This window comes from Amycolatopsis minnesotensis, from assembly GCF_039529815.1.
Taxonomy (GTDB): domain Bacteria; phylum Actinomycetota; class Actinomycetes; order Mycobacteriales; family Pseudonocardiaceae; genus Amycolatopsis; species Amycolatopsis minnesotensis.
Window position 1 is genome coordinate 301,069 of sequence record NZ_BAAANN010000002.1, and the last position, 15,663, is coordinate 316,731.

A 15,663-nucleotide genomic window follows, 5' to 3' on the forward strand; every position below is an offset into this window, starting at 1 on the left:
CACTCGCGCTTCGGTGGCGCGGCCCCGCACGTCGTCGGACACTCGGGGAATGGGATCCCGACTGAGCGCACAGGCTCGCCGCGAACTGGAAGAAGAACTGACCCGGCTGCGCGCGCAGCGAGCTTCCAACGCGAGCCCGCAGGACGAACGCGGCATGGCGGGCGACAGCGCGGACCAGGCCGACGTGCTGGAGCGCTCGGAGCACCTGGCGTGGCTGGACCGCCGGATCACCGAAATCAGCGAACTGCTCACCTACGGCCCCGCGGACAACGGCTTCTTCCCCGACGGCACCACCGTCAAGCTGAAGTACGAAGACGGGTCCGAAGAGACGCTGCGCCTGATGACCGTCGCGGGCGAAGACGGCGAACTCACCGCGGACAGCCCGCTCGGCAAGGCGCTGCAGGGCCGCGCGAAGGGCGACAAGATCAGCTACCAGACCCCCGGCGGCACCCTGACCGCGACCGTCCTCGCGCTCGACCCGCCCGACTGAGCGGCGCCGATCGGGTGAAAACACCAGCATGGGAAAGGGCCCTCCGCGAATCGCGGAGGGCCCTTTCTTCGGAGCCGCCTAGGGGAATCGAACCCCTGACCTGTTCATTACGAGTGAACCGCTCTGGCCGACTGAGCTAAGGCGGCGAGGCGCGTCGGTAGCCCGCGCCGTTGGAGAACAGTGTAGCGGTAGGCCCTCGCGTCACTTCTCGGACCCATTGTCGTTAGCCTCCTATGACGCCGGTCACCCCGAGGCCGGCACACGTCTCCAGGAGGACCCCACCCATGCGCGGACGCCTGCCCCGCACGCTGGCTCTCCCCGTGACGGCAGCGATGCTCGCGCTGTCCGCCACACCGGCGCTCGCCGATACGACCATCCCCACCACGCCGATCCCGCAGCCCGCGAATCCCAGTCAGGCGCCCATTTCGTCGCCGTCGCAGCCGCAGCCGCTCGGGCACGCCGTCGGCGAGGCGGGCACGGCGCTCGGCATGCTGCGGCTGCTGCCGAACGCGGTGACCACCGGCGCGATCCTGCCCGGCGTCGGCGAGCAGCTGCCGAAGCAGTCCGCCCTCGAAGGCGGCGTCGGCCTCTCCAGCGCGCAAGCGAACTCGGAGTCGTACCTGACCTACGAACGCGCGATCGCGCAGGCGACCCCGTTCGGCCTCTCCGTCGCCGGGAACAGCCCGCAGGCGCCCGGCAGCCTCGCGCAGACCGCGCTGCCGGACAACCCGCAGCCGATCAGCGGCGGCCTCAACGCGCCGCAGAACCCGCTGCTGAACATCGGGCTGCTCAACGGCAGCGCGCACGCGCGGTGGAGCGACACGCTCGGCCCGTGCGTCGACACGATCTCCGACGCCAGCACGTCGGTGGCGAACCTGTCCCTGCTGAACGTCATCCCGTCGCTCAGCGGGCTCTCGCTCGACCAGCTGAACCTGCCGGCCGGCGCCAAGGTCGAGAAGGGCCTCAACCCGGCGAACCCGCTCAGCGCGCTCGGTGGCCTGCTCTCCGGCGGCGGGCAGACGCAGGCGCAGGGCTCGCTGGTGAACGTGCCGAACGCGCTTTCGTCCCGCTCGACGGTGAAGCTCGTCGACATGCCAGGCACGAAGAACAAGGCCGTCGAGTCGACCTCGACCATGCAGGCGGTGAAGGTCGACATCCTCGGCGGCCTGTTCTCGGTCGCGGTGGCGAGCCAGCCGACGCTGAAGGTCACCTCGACCGGTGACGCGAAGACGTCGAAGGTCGACTACACCGCGCCGGTGCTGAAGCTGATGAGCGGCGGCAAGGAGCTGTTCACCTTCGACGCGAGCAAGCCTGCCGAGATCCCGCTCGGGCTGCCGCTCAGCGGTCTGCTGGACGCGCAGAAGGCCGGTGCGGACCAGCTCAAGAACGTGCCGATCGTCAACGGGCTCGTCGACCTGGTCGGCGCCGGCGTCAAACCGCTGACCGACGCGGCCAAGAACTTCGTGCTCGACCTCGGTGTGCTCCGGCTGAGCGTGGCCGGCCTCGACAAGAAGGGCACCGACATGACGACGCCCTTCAAGGGCTACCAGCTCGGTGCCTCGGCCAGGTTGCTCGACGTGCAGGTGCTCCCCACCGTCGGGCTCAAGAACCTGCTGCCGAAGAACATCGCGGACGGGCTGCCCTCGTCGCTGGCGCAGCTTTCCCTCGGCGAGCAGGTGGCCAGGGCGTACGCGCCGACCGGCGGCGTGCAGTGCGGCACCACCAAGCCCCCGGCGCCCGCGCCCGGTGGCGGCGAGCAGCCGGGCGGGGCGCCCAAGAACCTCGCCTACACCGCCGGGGCGTACTCCGCGGTGCCGCTGTTCTGGTCCGGCACGGCGATGCTGCTCGTCGGCGTGGTACTCGTCGCGGCCATGCCAGGCCGCCGTCGCCGCACGGTGCCGGTGACCCAGCGCCCGTTCAAGCCGTCACCGCGCCCGCGCGACTGACCGAACCGGATATCCCCAGGGTGGCCGCCCGCGACCAGCTCGCGAGCGGCCACCCTTCTTTCGGCCCGGTACAGTTCGCGGGCTAAACGCGCTCGGGGGCGGCCGCCGGGGGGCGGGGCCCTGGCCCGCATTCAGCGGGCTAAACGTCGTCGGCGGGTCAGCCCTGGCGGAGGGCGGTGACCATGGCTTCCACCGCGATGCGGGGCTTGACGTTCCAGAGGATCGCGTCCCGGCAGGCGAGCACCGCTTCGAGGCGGCGCAGGGTGGATTCGGCGCTCCACTGGGCCGCGGCCGAGGCGACCTCGGAGGCGTGGTCCGGGTGGTTCAGCACTGCCTTGGCTCCGCTGGAGGCGACCAGCACGTCGCGGTAGAAACCGGCGAGGTCGACGAGCGCGAGGTCCAGGGTGTCGCGCTGGGTTCGGGTCGCGCGGGACTTCTGGCGCTTCTCAAGCGCTTTCACCGCGGCCTCGGCCGCTCGCTTCGCCCCCGCGACGCCCTTGCCGGTGCCGTCGCCGCCCATCGCCGTCCGCAGCTCCGAGCGCTCGCTCTCGTCGCGGGACTTGCTCTCCTCGGTGGCGTCCGCCTCGGCCGCCGAGATCAGTTCCTCCGCGCACGTGAACACGTCACCGGGGCGCCGGAGGCCGAGCGGGATGCGCAGCACGGCGGACCGGCGCTTGCGCGAACTTTCGTCCATCGCGAGCCGCCTGGCGCGGCCGATGTGCCCACCGCAGACCGACGCCGCCCAGGCGGCGAGCTGGGGTTCGACGCCGTCGCGGTCGGCGAGCACGCGGGCGATCGCTTCGGCGGGCGGGGTCCGCAGCGTGACGAGGCGGCACCGCGAGCGGATCGTGACGGACACGTCCTCCGGGTGGTCCGACGGCGCGCACAACAGGAACACGGTGCGCTCCGGCGGCTCCTCCACGGCCTTGAGCAGCGCGTTCGAGGCGCCTTCGGTGAGCCTGTCGGCGTCCTCGATGATCACGACCTGCCACTGGCCCGTGGTCGGCTTCCTCGCCGCGGCCTGCACCAGCGCGCGCATTTCGGCGACGGAGATCGACAGCCCTTCCGGCACCACGAGCTTGACGTCCGCGTGCGTGCCGGCGAGCACGGTGTGGCACCCGGTGCAGCCACCGCAGCCGGTCCCGGTCGTGCACTCCAGCGCGGCGGCGAACGTGCGCGCCGCGACCGAGCGCCCCGACCCCGGCGGGCCGGTCAGCAGCCAGGCGTGCGTCATCGCGCCCGCGGTCACGGGTTCCCCGTCGACGATGCGCGCGGCCGCGGTCGCGGCGGAGGCGAGCATCTCGACCGCGGGCTCCTGCCCGACGAGCTGGGACCAGACACCGGCTCGGATGGGCGCGGTGACGGTGGGACCGGTCATTTCGAGTCCGCCTCGGGGGTTCGGTCGACGGTGGCCAGCACCGGTTCCGGCGGGACCAGCCCGCCGCGCCTGCCAGCGAACACGGCCCGCACGGCCGTGCGCACGCGCGCCGCCACCTCGTCGTCGGTGCCCTCGGCGTCGACGACGACGTAGCGGTCCGGATCGGCCGCCGCCATTTCGGCGAGCAGGTGCTGCACCCGCCAGTGCTGGTCGGCGGTGCGGGTGCCGGGTGGTTCGTGGCCGGGTTCGGCGTCGAGCAGCACGGTGACGTCCGGCCGCAGCCTCCCGGTCGCCCAGTCGGCGAGGCCCTCGAGCTCCTCGGCGTCCAGCCCGGCGACGGCGGACAGGTGCGCGAGCGGCGAGTCGACGAAGCGTTCCATCACCACGATGGCCCCGGCGTCGAGCGCGGGCTGGATGTCGCGTTCCACGATGTCGGCGCGCACCGCGGCGGCAGCCAGTGCCTGCGCTCGCGCGCCGGAGAGGGAGGCGCCGGAAACCAGTGTCGCGAGCCGTTTGTCGTCGAGCGCGGGATCCGCGGCGAGCACGACGGTGCGCGGGCCGTCGCGCAGCCATTCGGCCAGCCTGCTGGCCTGCGTCGCGGTATCGGTCGCGGTGGTGCCCTCCAGCGCGATCAGCAGGCCGTTCACGCGGCGCGGCCGCCTGCGGATGGCGTTGCGGAGGTCGGCGAGGATCGGCTCGGTGCGCCGCGAGTCCATCTGCCGGTAGGCGATCACGCCGAGCAGCGCGGCGAGCAGGCCGCCGGCGAGCATCACCGGGCGGGTGCCGTCGATGCGGATGACGTTGCCCCACACGTTGACGTCCTGCGGGCGGACGAGGCCGATCAGCAGCGGGACCACCGCGGTCGAGCCGAACACGACCAGCTTCATCATCGACTGGTACATCGCGTTGACGCGGCCGCGGATCGAGTCGTCGACCTGCGAGCCGATGATCGTGACCCCGGTGAGGAAGGCGGCACCGGCGCAGGCGCCGACGACCGCCACGGTGACCAGCGAGATCGCGAGGTGCGGCGACAACGCGACGAGGAGCAGCGCGAGCCCGGCGACCACGATCGCGGCGCCGAAGAGCCGGTCGTGCGGCAGCCGCCTCGCCAGCTTCGGCGCGCCGGCCATCCCGGTCGCCAGCCCGGCGAACACCGCCACCACGAGCCAGCCGAACGCGGAGTCGCCCGCCAGCAGGCTCGACGAGTACGGCTTGGCCGACCCGATCACCGCGCCGCCCGCCGCGAACGCGCCGAACGCGCCGATGAGCAGGCCCCGCACGAGCGGGGTGGTGCGGATGAACCTGGCCGCGTCGCCGATCATCCCCCGCAGGCCCGGTTTCTCACCGGAGGCAGCCTTCTCCGCCTTGGCCGCCTTCTTGTCGGCCTTGGTCGGCTTGGCCTCGGCCGCCTTCGCCGCGTCGGTGCCGTGCACGTCGCGCAGCGAAAGCTCCGGGATCCTGGTGATCACGATGAGCGCGCTGGCCAGGTAGAGCAGTGAAATGATGATCACCACGACCCTGGCGAAGCCGAGCGGGCCGAGCAGCGCGGGCGAGATGTGCAGCGTCGGGCCGATGTAGGTGATGATCCCGTACAGCCCGCCCGCGGTGATCACCGCGAACCCGTAGGTCATCACCATGCCGAGCTGGTTCGCCGTCTCGACCTGGTCCGGCCTGCGCAGCAGGTTGGGCACCGCCGCGTCCTTCGCCGGGATCCACATGATCGCGCTGGCGCTGGCCAGGAAGTTCGCGATGTAGAGCCAGAGCCCGCTGCCGACGAACGCGATCGACAGCAGCAGCCCGCAGCGGGCGAGGTCGGCGAAGAACATCACCTTCCTGCGGTCGAACCGGTCCGCGAGGATGCCCCCGACCGGCGCGAACAGCAGGCCGGGCAGGATGCCGGTGAGCAGCACGCCGGTGAAGGCGAAGTTCTGCGCCATGTAGTTCTGGGTCAGCTTGGTGACCATGCCGGTCAGGCCGAGGATGGTCAGCCAGTCGGCGACGCTGCAGAGGTAGGTGACGCCCCACAGGCGGCGGAAGGACCGGATGGCGAGCACGCGGCGCACCCGGTAGATCGTGGACGCACCGGACACCGCCGACGCCTTCGCGCCGGCGGTCGCGCCCCCTGGCACGCCCTCGCTGATCGGCTCCACCCCACTCGTCACCGCCGTGCCAGCGACCCGCGCAAGGCCAGCCGACCGTGCCGTCAGGGTATCGCTGCCCGGCGCCGCGCACCGGTGGCGGGGTACGCCGAACGGGGCAGCCCGGCGGGGTGAACGATCAGTCGAACAGGCCGGTGATGCTGTCGATCAGGCTGGACACCATCTGGATGGCGAGTACCCCGAAGACGATGAGCAGCACCACGGCGAGTATCACCCCGGCCGATCCGGCCGACGGCTTCGGCGCCTTGAGCGCGACGCTCGGCTTGAACTTCGCGATCCGGCCGGCGCGCTGGCCCGGCCGCAGCACCTGGCGGGCCGGCCAGGTGCGCTGCTGCGGCAGCATGCCCAGCGGTTCGCCCGGCGCGGTGCCCGCGGGATGCTCCGGCAGCGGCGCCGGGCCCTGCAGCGGCACGGCGGTGTCCTCGGCCGCTTCGCCCGGCGTCTCCGTCGCGATCGCGCTCAGCCGGCCGGTCTCCTCGGCGAGCGTCGAATCGACCATCGCCCTCACCGCGTCCACGTCCGGCTGCACCGGCGCCGCGACCTGGATCGGCTCGAACCGGTCCTGGTCGCCGAAGTCCGGGCTGGACGAGACCAGACCGGCAAGCGGATCGGAGAACGACCTGTCCGGCTTGGCTTCCTGGGTGCCGTCGCTGTCGAACAGCGGGCCGAACTCACCGGCGTCCTTGGCGGGACTCATGGTGACCACCTTTTGCGGGCTCGGGTTTTGCCGTATTCCAGGGTAGTGACTTCCCCGCGCGACGCATCCGCCCATCGGGCAACACCGGGGTTACGCTGCGCAAGGGCGGGCACTGGGCCGTTCGGCGGGAACCCGGTGACAGTGCGTGAAAGTCGCTTCAGGACTGTCCTCAATGGATCGGCCGGACGAGTGATCACCGTCACTGCGCTCCGCGGCGCCGGAAGACTCCGTCAGTCGCCGTCACGACCTCCCATCGCCACCTCGAGGCACACGTCGATCCAGCCCGCGAGCGCCTCGGCGCTGAACTCGCACAGCACGAGCGAGCAGTCCGGGGAGCCGCCCTCGCCCTCGGTGTCGTGCACCGCGAGCGCGTACCGGCCGAGGTCGTTGTCGATCACCGCGAACCCGTGGCGGGGGTACTCGGCGAACACCGTGCCGAACGCCATCAGGTCGAGCAGGATCGTGCCGGTGCGGGGGCGCGCGAGCATCGCCCGCACGGCGTCGGCCTGGCGCCGCTGCGCCGCCGGGACCACGCCTTCGCGCCCGGCGCGGATCCGGATCGCCTTGCCGTGCCCCGCCGGATGCTCCGGCAGCAGCTCGGCGATCTTGTCCGGCAGCTCCTCGAACAGGCTGCCGCGGATGGACACCGTGCCGTCGCCGCGCCAGTACCAGAGAATGCCCGCCTCTTCGTCGGCGTACGCCCTGATGTCCAAGGGGGACGGCGCGTTCTCGTGCACCCCGCTGAGCACCGACCTGACCGGCCCCTTGAGCATCACCGAATAGACGCGGCGGCCCGTTTCGTTCAGCACGCCGTGCTCGCCGATGCCCATTCTCGCCAGGGAATCGGCCAGCACGAGATAGCGCTCCGCCTCCGCGACGAGATCGGCCGGATCGGCGGACCCCGCCTCGGGCCTGCCGATGTCCTCGTCCCGGATTCCGGGGTTGTACAAGTCTTCCACCACGGCGCGCCGGGGTACCGCCTCGAGCACCGGGCGGACGGCATCCTCGAACAGGTCGAACACGGTTACTGGGTTCTCTGCCACGAGAACAGTAGACCGCACCCCACCGACAGTTCTCGTCGAACAGGTGTTCGCATCACCCGAAGGGACGAGCGGACTACTTCTTGGCCGCCGCCTTCTTCGCCGGTGCCTTCTTCGCCGTGGCCGCCTTCTTGGCCGGTGCCTTCCGCTTCGGCGCCGGGCCCTTCGCGCGCTTCTCCGCCAGCAGCTCGGCACCGCGTTCCGCGGTCAGCTCCTCGATGCTGTCGGCCTTGCGCAGGGTCGCGTTGTACTCGCCATCGGTCACGTACGGGCCGAAGCGGCCGTCCTTGACCACCATCGGCTTGCCGGACACCGGGTCGTCGCCGAGTTCCTTCAGCGGCGGCTTCGCGGCGGCCTGGCGCCCGCGGCGCTTCGGCTCGGCGTAGATCTTCAGGGCGTCCTCGAGGGTGATGTCGAAGATCTGCTGCTCGGTCTCGAGCGACCGCGAATCCGTGCCCTTCTTCAGGTACGGCCCGTACCGCCCGTTCTGCGCGGTGATCTCGTCACCGGACTCCGGGTCCTTGCCCACCACGCGCGGCAGCGAGAGCAGCTTCAGCGCGTCGTCCAGCGTCATCGACTCGATCGCCATGGACTTGAACAGCGAGCCCGTGCGCGGCTTCGGGCGCTTCGCCTTCGCCGCCTTCTTCTCGGCCGCGGTGGCGGTCTCCGGCAGTTCCTCCTGCTCGGGCAGCACCTCGGTGACGTACGGCCCGAAGCGCCCCTCCTTCGCGACGATCTCGTGGCCGCTCACCGGGTCGGTGCCGAGCACCCTGCCCTCCTGCGGCGTCGCGAACAGCTTCTCCGCGATCTCGGCGGTCAGCTCGTCCGGCGGCAGGTCCTCCGGCAGGTTCGCGCGCTGCGACGCGCCGTCCACCTCGCGCTCGAGGTACGGCCCGTACCGCCCGACCCTGACCACGACCGCGTGCCCGTCGGAGTCGGCGAACATCGGGATCGAGTTGATCTCGCGCGCGTCGATCCCCTCGACGCTGCCGTCGACGAGCTTCTTCAGCCCGCCGAGCCGCCCGATGGACCCGTCGACGCCCATGTCGCCGCCGAAGTAGAACTTCGACAGCCACTGCGTGCGCTGCTCGTCGCCCGCCGCGATGCGGTCGAGCTCGTCCTCCATGCCCGCGGTGAAGTCGTAGTCGACGAGCCGCTCGAAATGCCGCTCCATCAGCCCGACCACGGAGAACGCGATCCAGGACGGCACCAGCGCGGAACCCTTCTTCCACACGTAGCCGCGGTCCTGGATGGTCTTGATGATCGAGGTGTAGGTCGACGGGCGGCCGATGCCCAGCTCTTCGAGCTTGCTGATCAGGCTCGGCTCGCTGTAGCGCGGCGGCGGCGAGGTGGTGTGCCCGTCCGGGGTCAGCTCGGAGGCGGTCAGCGCCTGGTCCTTGACCAGGTTCGGCAGCCTGCTCTGCTTGTCGTCGGCTTCGCCGCCGGCCTCGCTGTCGACGGATTCGACGTAGGCCTTCAGGAACCCGGCGAAGGTGATCGTGCGACCGGACGAGGAGAACGTGCACTCCTCGCCGCTGGTGGCGGTTCCGGTGATGCGCACCGACATCGTGGTGCCCTTGGCGTCCGCCATCTGCGAGGCGATCGTGCGCTGCCAGATCAGCTCGTAGAGCCGGAACTCGTCGGTGTCGAGGTCCTTCGCGACCTGGCCGGGCGTGCGGAAGACCTCTCCGGCGGGCCGGATCGCCTCGTGGGCTTCCTGCGCGTTCTTCACCTTGCGGGTGTACTGGCGCGGCTTGTCGGAGACGTAGTCCTTGCCGTAGAGCTGCGTGGCCTGGCTGCGCGCCGCCGAGATCGCCGTCTCCGACAGCGTCGTCGAGTCGGTACGCATATAGGTGATGTACCCGTTTTCGTACAGCCGCTGCGCGATCCGCATCGTCCGCTCGGAGGTGAACCGCATCTTGCGGCCCGCTTCCTGCTGCAGCGTCGAGGTCATGAACGGCGCGTAGGGCCGCCGGGTGTACGGCTTCTCCTCGACGCTGGTGACGCTGAAGTCGCGCGCCCGCAGGGCCTGGGCCAGGCGGTTCGCCTCGGCCTCATCCAGGATCCGGACCTCTGCCTTGCTCGAGGCCGCCTTGAGCTGGCCGTCCGAGCCGAAGTCGCGGCCGGTGGCCAGCCGCGCGCCGTCGACGGAGACCAGCCTGGCCGGGAAGTTCCTCGGGGTGGCGTCGGCGCCCGCGTCCATCGTCGCGCCGATGTCCCAGTACGACGCCGAGGTGAACTTCATCCGCTCGCGCTCGCGCTCGACCACGATCCTGGTCGCCACCGACTGCACACGGCCGGCCGAGAGCTTCGGCATGACCTTCTTCCACAGCACGGGGCTGACCTCGTAGCCGTAGAGCCGGTCGAGGATGCGGCGCGTCTCCTGCGCGTCGACGAGGTCGCCGTCGAGCTCGCGGGTGGTCTCCGCCGCGGTCTGGATGGCCTGCTCGGTGATCTCGTGGAACACCATCCGGCGTACCGGCACCTTCGGCTTGAGCGCCTCCAGCAGGTGCCAGGCGATCGCCTCGCCCTCGCGGTCGGGGTCCGTGGCGAGGTAGAGCTCGTCGACGTCCTTGAGCAGCGACTTCAGCTCGGTGACCGTGGCCTTCTTGTCCGGGGTGACGATGTAGAGCGGCTCGAAGTCGTTGTCCACGTCGACGCCGAGGCGTGCCCACGACTGGCCCTTGTACTTGGCCGGCACGTCGGCCGCGCCGCGCGGCAGGTCGCGGATGTGCCCGCGCGAGCTCTCCACGACGTAGTTGCGGCCGAGGTAGGGCGCGATCTTCTTGGCCTTGGTCGGCGACTCGACGATGACCAGCCGACGTCGCCCGGCGCCGTTCGCACCGGTACCGCTCTTGTTGGTCCGTGCCGATCCAGCCACGCTGTCCCGCTCTCCGCTCATCCCCGCCGCCCTCGCGGCGCCTGTCCGACCCGTCAGTGTGCACTCATCAGGCCGCTGTCCTGCGCTCAGGTCGCGCAACACGCCGTCTGGCGTTACTCCCTGCGCATCGAACACGAGGGCGACGGCGTTTCTATTCCACACCTAGCACGTGCCGAGCGACCCAGGACAGCGGGGGCCCGCCGTGACCGGGCGAATACCCGCCGTTCGCAGGTGGTGGCCCCGCCGGGCCAGCGGTTGACTGACTGCACCGACCACCCGAAAGGAAGCCACTATGACCAGGCGATTCGCCAGGGTACTCGGCACCGCCACCGCCGGGGCCGCGCTCGCCATGACCATGGGCGCGATCCCGGCCACCGCGGCCGCGGCGCCCGCCGCGCCGGGACCCGGTGCCGCGGCCGTCGACTACACCGGCATCATCAAGCTGAGCAACTGCTCCGGCTCGCTCGTGCGGCTCCCCGCGTCGCAGGACTCCGACCCGGCGCTCGCGCTCACGAACGGGCACTGCAACGAGAACGGGATGCCCGGTCCCGGCGTCGTGCAGGTGAACAAGCCGTCGAGCCGCACGATGACGCTGCTCGGCCAGAACGGCCGGTCCCTCGGCACGCTGCGCGCCAGCAAGATCGCCTACAGCACGATGACCGACACCGACGTGACGCTCTACCAGCTGGACAAGAGCTACGCCGCGATCGCGAGCTCGATCAAGGGCAAGGCGCTCACGCTGTCCGACGCGAAGCCGGCCGCGGGCAGCGCGATCAGCATCAAGTCCGGGTACTTCACCCGCACCTGGTCCTGCTCGATCGACAAGTTCGTCTACCAGCTCCGCGAGGACGCCTGGACCTGGAAGGACTCGATCCGCTACACCTCGACGTGCGACACGATCCACGGCACGTCGGGCTCGCCGATCACCGACGACGCCACCAACAAGGTCGTCGGCATCAACAACACCGGCAACGACGACGGCCAGCGGTGCACGCTCAACAACCCGTGCGAGGTCGACCAGAACGGGAAGGTCACCTACGAGCAGGGCCTGACCTACGGTCAGCAGACCTACTGGTTCGTGAACTGCGTTTCCGCCGGCAACCGCATCGACCTGGCCAAGCCGGGTTGCACGCTGCCGAAGCCGTAGCGACGTTCAGCCCGCTAAACGTCTTCAGGACGCCTCCGCTCGCCTGGCCGGGATCTCCTCCGGCCAGGCGAGTTCTGCTTCCGGCGGGGCCTTGCCGACCAGCTCGCCGAGCGTGGCGAGCCGGCGGCGTCCCGAGACGCGGATCGCGGGGCCACCCGCGCGCGGCCCGAGCGCCTTGCCGCCGATACCGGACCCCCGCAGCGCCGCGGCGAGCGGTTCGTGCGTTTCCGGCGCCTCCTCGTCCAGCGGCAGCACGTACCCCTTCTCGGCCCGCCAGCCGCTCGCCAGCGCCCACAGGCGCAGCACCGCGCCATCGAGGTGGAAACCGGGCGGAACGGCCTTCTCGGACGCCTCTGGGCCCCCGGAGCCGCCCGCGCGCTCCCAAGCCGCGGACATCGGCAGCAGATCGGCGCGGAACGCGGTGCGCACGAGCAGGCGGCCGTCCTCGGCCGCGACGACCTCGGCCCGCACCCCGCGCAGCGCGAACTCGCCGACCAGCACCCTGGCCCGCCACCGGTCACCGATCGGCACGGACAGCCGCGCGGCCGTCCGGCCGAACACGGCCAGCCGCCCGTGCCCGCACAGCACCCCGGCGAGATCGTCGATCCGCGGACCGCTCGCCTCGGCAGAGAAGAACGACAGCTGCTCCACGGCAGCCAGGATAGAACACCCGTTCGATTTCGGCTGCCGCCACGCCAGCGCGGATCGCGGTCAGGGCGTCCCCGGCCGGCTCAGGCTCGCCGAGGGCCCGCCGTGGTTCGTCAGCTGCTGGCACGACACGGCCTGGGCGCTCGCCGTGGACAGCTCCGGCACGCTCGTGAACCCGTCCAGAAGCTCGATCTTCGACACCTCGTCGATCGGGCCGCTCGCGGCGCTCAGCGCGTCCTTCGCGGACGGATCGCCCGGCGGCGTCGAATCGACCCGCTGCCGCGCGGCGGCCACCTTGGCGCGGGCGCCGCTGAACGTCTCGATCGCCGTGTCGCGCACGCCTTCGCCCGCCTCCACCGGAGACCTCGGCAGCCGCCGGAGCTGCTGCAGCGTGTCGTCGAGGCCGGTCAGCATGCTGCCGAGGAGCTTGCTCGAGGTCTGCAGCGCGCGTTCCGTGCTCGACGGGTCCACCGCCGGCATCGACGACAGCGACTGCACGAGCTTGCCCACCGCGAGGCAGTAGTCGTCGGCCCAGCGCACGGTCGGTGCCTGCTGCTCGGCTTCACCACGGGAAATGCCAGGGCCGTCCGGTGCGGCGCCCGGCGAAACTCTTTGCGGCTGCTGCCCGCAGGCGACAAGGGAAAGTCCCATTACCGAGACCAGCGCGGCAAGAGCGGTCTTTCCCGGCCGCACGCGAACACCTCCCGTGGTTGTGGGCGCAGCGGACTCGACGGTACCGGCCAAGTGGCCTAACGCAAGTCGCCGGGCTCGACGGGGCGTGAGCGATCGTCACGAGGTGTCGCCGGAGGAGGGCGGGCACGAAAGGAACGGGCCCGGCACGCACGACGCGTGACGGGCCCGTTCCGGTGGTTCGTCCGGTCAGGAGGCGGTCGCTCCGGCCGGGGTGTCGCTCGGCGTGTCCGCGATCTGGGTGCCGCGGCGCTTGGACACCACGATCGCGACCGCGATCACGAGCACCGCGACGACCGCGATGGCGATGCGCAGCCCCGCCGAGGCGTCCGGTCCCACCGAGAACTGCACGATCGCGGGCGCGATCAGCAGCGAGACCAGGTTCATCACCTTGATCAGCGGGTTGATCGCCGGGCCGGCGGTGTCCTTGAACGGGTCACCGACGGTGTCACCGATGACGGTCGCCTCGTGGCCCGGCGAGCCCTTGCCGCCGTGGTTGCCGTCCTCGACCAGCTTCTTCGCGTTGTCCCACGCGCCACCGGAGTTGGCGAGGAACACCGCCATCAGCGTGCCGGTGGCGATGGCGCCCGCCAGGTACCCGGCGAGCGCGCCGGTGCCGAGGCCGAAGCCGACCGCGATCGGCGCGAACACGGCGAGCAGACCGGGAGTGGCCAGCTCGCGCAGCGAGTCGCGGGTCACGATGTCGACGACCTTGCCGTACTCGGGACGCGCGGTGCCCTCCATGATCCCGGCGATCTCCCGGAACTGGCGGCGCACCTCGTAGACCACCGCGCCCGCGGCGCGGGAGACCGCGTTGATCGCGAGCCCGGAGAACAGGAACACGACCGCCGCGCCGAGCAGCACGCCGACCAGCGTGTTCGGCGTGACGATGTTGTCGATGAACGACTTCGGCACCGAGTTCGGGTCGCCGCCCTTGGCGAACACGTCCTGCAGCGCCTGCTTGATCGAGTCCTGGTAGGAGCCGAACAGCGCGGTCGCCGCCAGCACCGCCGTCGCGATCGCGATGCCCTTCGTGATGGCCTTGGTGGTGTTGCCGACCGCGTCCAGCTCGGTGAGGGTCTGCGCGGCCTTTTCGTCGACGTCGCCGGACATCTCCGCGATGCCCTGCGCGTTGTCCGAGACCGGGCCGAAGGTGTCCATCGCGACGATGACGCCGACCGTGGTGAGCAGGCCGGTGCCGGCCAGCGCGACGGCGAACAGCGCCACCGTGCCGCCGAGCAGGTAGGCGCCGAACACCGCGCCGCCGATCACGATCGCGGTGTACACAGCGGACTCGAAGCCGACCGAGAGACCGGACAGGATGACCGTCGCCGCACCGGTTTCCGACGACTTCCCGACGTCCTTGACGGGCTTGTACTCGGTGCCGGTGAAGTAGCCGGTCAGCCACAGGATGATGCCGGCCAGCACGATGCCGATGATCACCGCGAAGGTCGCGATCACGGCGGGGTTGCCCTCGGTGCCCGCGAACGAGTCGCCGAAGCCGGCGAACGAGCCGGGCAGGAAGACGAACGCGGCGATCGTGCACAGCACCGCCGAGATCAGCGCCGAGATGTAGAACGACTTGTTGATCGTGGTCAGTCCGCTCTCGGTGGACTTCGCCTTCGTGATGTAGACGCCGATCACCGCGGTGATCACGCCGATGGCAGGCACGATCAGCGGGAACAGCAGGCCCTTCGTGCCGAAGGCGACGCTGCCGAGGATCAGGGCGGCCACCAGGGTCACCGCGTAGGACTCGAACAGGTCCGCGGCCATCCCGGCGCAGTCGCCCACGTTGTCGCCGACGTTGTCGGCGATCGTCGCGGCGTTGCGCGGGTCGTCCTCGGGAATGCCCTGCTCGACCTTGCCGACCAGGTCGGCGCCGACGTCGGCGGCCTTCGTGAAGATACCGCCGCCGACACGCATGAACATCGCGATCAGCGCGGCACCGAACCCGAAGCCTTCGAGCACCTTCGGCGCCTGGCCCGCGTAGGCGAGCACGACGATCGCGGCACCGAATAGCCCGAGACCGACGGTCGCCATGCCGACCGCGCCACCTGTGCGGAAGGCCACGCGCGTGGCCTTCTCCCGCCCGCCCTCTTCACGCGAAGCGGCGGCCACCCGCAGGTTCGCCTGCGTGGCCAGCCACATGCCGAGGTAGCCGATCGCGAACGAGAAACCCGCCCCGATCAGGAAGAACACCGAACGGCCGATCCGCTCGCCGACGTCTTCGGCCGGTAGGGCGAGCAGCAGCAGGAACACCACGACGCCGAAGATGGCGAGTGTGTTCCGCTGCCGCTTGAGGTAGGCGGCCGCGCCTTCCTGCACCGCCTTGGCGATTTCCTGCATCTTGGAGGTGCCCTGGCCGGCGGCCAGCACCTCCTTCAGCAGGAAGTAGCCAACAACGAGTGCGGCAAGGGCGACCACGGCGACCACAGCCACGATGCTGTAGTCACCTCCGGAGAGCTCTAAGCCCTCCGCGAGGAACTGCCGGGACATCCGTCCTCCTGGATAACGTCGCCTGAAGCCGGCGCCGGCCGTGGAACCCGCCAACGCTGGCCTGGGATACCGAGCGGCACCCCGAACGGCG

At 70.9% G+C, this 15,663-nt stretch carries 11 protein-coding genes and 1 tRNA gene; 3 read left to right on the forward strand and 9 right to left on the reverse strand.

What is annotated here, in order from left to right:
- Positions 1-49: 49 nt before the first annotated feature.
- Positions 50-490 carry a GreA/GreB family elongation factor gene (locus ABD256_RS03530; RefSeq protein ID WP_344413290.1) on the forward strand — a complete coding sequence of 147 codons (441 nt, stop codon included), beginning with the start codon at positions 50-52 and terminating at the stop codon, positions 488-490.
- A 72-nt stretch (positions 491-562) separates the two neighbouring features.
- On the opposite strand, the gene ABD256_RS03535 is transcribed toward ABD256_RS03530, so the two are convergent.
- A tRNA-Thr gene (locus ABD256_RS03535) sits at positions 563-636 on the reverse strand.
- A 138-nt stretch (positions 637-774) separates the two neighbouring features.
- Here ABD256_RS03535 and ABD256_RS03540 point away from each other — a divergent pair.
- A complete protein-coding gene (locus ABD256_RS03540; protein ID WP_344413292.1) occupies positions 775-2,436 on the forward strand; it encodes a hypothetical protein in 1,662 nt (553 codons plus the stop codon).
- A gap of 157 nt (positions 2,437-2,593) precedes the next feature.
- Here ABD256_RS03540 and ABD256_RS03545 read toward each other — a convergent pair whose 3' ends face one another.
- The 5 genes from ABD256_RS03545 to topA form a co-directional block, all read right to left on the reverse strand.
- Complete coding sequence (locus ABD256_RS03545) at positions 2,594-3,814, reverse strand: DNA polymerase III subunit delta' (protein WP_344413294.1); 1,221 nt, start codon at positions 3,812-3,814, stop codon at positions 2,594-2,596.
- The gene (locus ABD256_RS03550; protein WP_344413497.1) at positions 3,811-5,943 is read right to left on the reverse strand and encodes an MFS transporter; all 2,133 of its coding nucleotides are present in this window, start codon (positions 5,941-5,943) and stop codon (positions 3,811-3,813) included. Before ABD256_RS03550 ends, ABD256_RS03545 begins: the two co-directional genes overlap by 4 nt.
- Positions 5,944-6,091: 148 nt before the next feature.
- Positions 6,092-6,670 (reverse strand): hypothetical protein, encoded by a 579-nt coding sequence (locus ABD256_RS03555; RefSeq protein ID WP_344413296.1) that lies wholly within the window; start codon positions 6,668-6,670, stop codon positions 6,092-6,094.
- A gap of 230 nt (positions 6,671-6,900) precedes the next feature.
- A complete protein-coding gene (locus tag ABD256_RS03560; protein ID WP_344413298.1) occupies positions 6,901-7,713 on the reverse strand; it encodes an ESX secretion-associated protein EspG in 813 nt (270 codons plus the stop codon).
- A 73-nt stretch (positions 7,714-7,786) separates the two neighbouring features.
- Positions 7,787-10,612, reverse strand: a complete 2,826-nt coding sequence (gene topA / locus ABD256_RS03565; RefSeq protein WP_344413300.1) for a type I DNA topoisomerase — start codon at positions 10,610-10,612, stop codon at positions 7,787-7,789.
- Positions 10,613-10,883: 271 nt separating this feature from the next.
- Here topA and ABD256_RS03570 point away from each other — a divergent pair, with 271 nt between their 5' ends.
- Positions 10,884-11,738 carry a trypsin-like serine peptidase gene (locus tag ABD256_RS03570; RefSeq protein ID WP_344413302.1) on the forward strand — a complete coding sequence of 285 codons (855 nt, stop codon included), beginning with the start codon at positions 10,884-10,886 and terminating at the stop codon, positions 11,736-11,738.
- A 24-nt stretch (positions 11,739-11,762) separates the two neighbouring features.
- On the opposite strand, the gene ABD256_RS03575 is transcribed toward ABD256_RS03570, so the two are convergent.
- The 3 genes from ABD256_RS03575 to ABD256_RS03585 all read right to left on the reverse strand — a co-directional run bounded on the left by ABD256_RS03575 (position 11,763) and on the right by ABD256_RS03585 (position 15,572).
- Positions 11,763-12,389 carry a hypothetical protein gene (locus ABD256_RS03575; RefSeq protein ID WP_344413304.1) on the reverse strand — a complete coding sequence of 209 codons (627 nt, stop codon included), beginning with the start codon at positions 12,387-12,389 and terminating at the stop codon, positions 11,763-11,765.
- 60 nt (positions 12,390-12,449) lie between these two features.
- On the reverse strand, positions 12,450-13,079 hold the full coding sequence (locus ABD256_RS03580; protein ID WP_344413306.1) for a hypothetical protein: 630 nt from the start codon (positions 13,077-13,079) through the stop codon (positions 12,450-12,452).
- A 186-nt stretch (positions 13,080-13,265) separates the two neighbouring features.
- Positions 13,266-15,572, reverse strand: coding sequence for a sodium-translocating pyrophosphatase (locus ABD256_RS03585; protein ID WP_344413308.1), 2,307 nt, complete (start codon positions 15,570-15,572; stop codon positions 13,266-13,268).
- Between the last annotated feature and the right edge of the window lie 91 nt (positions 15,573-15,663).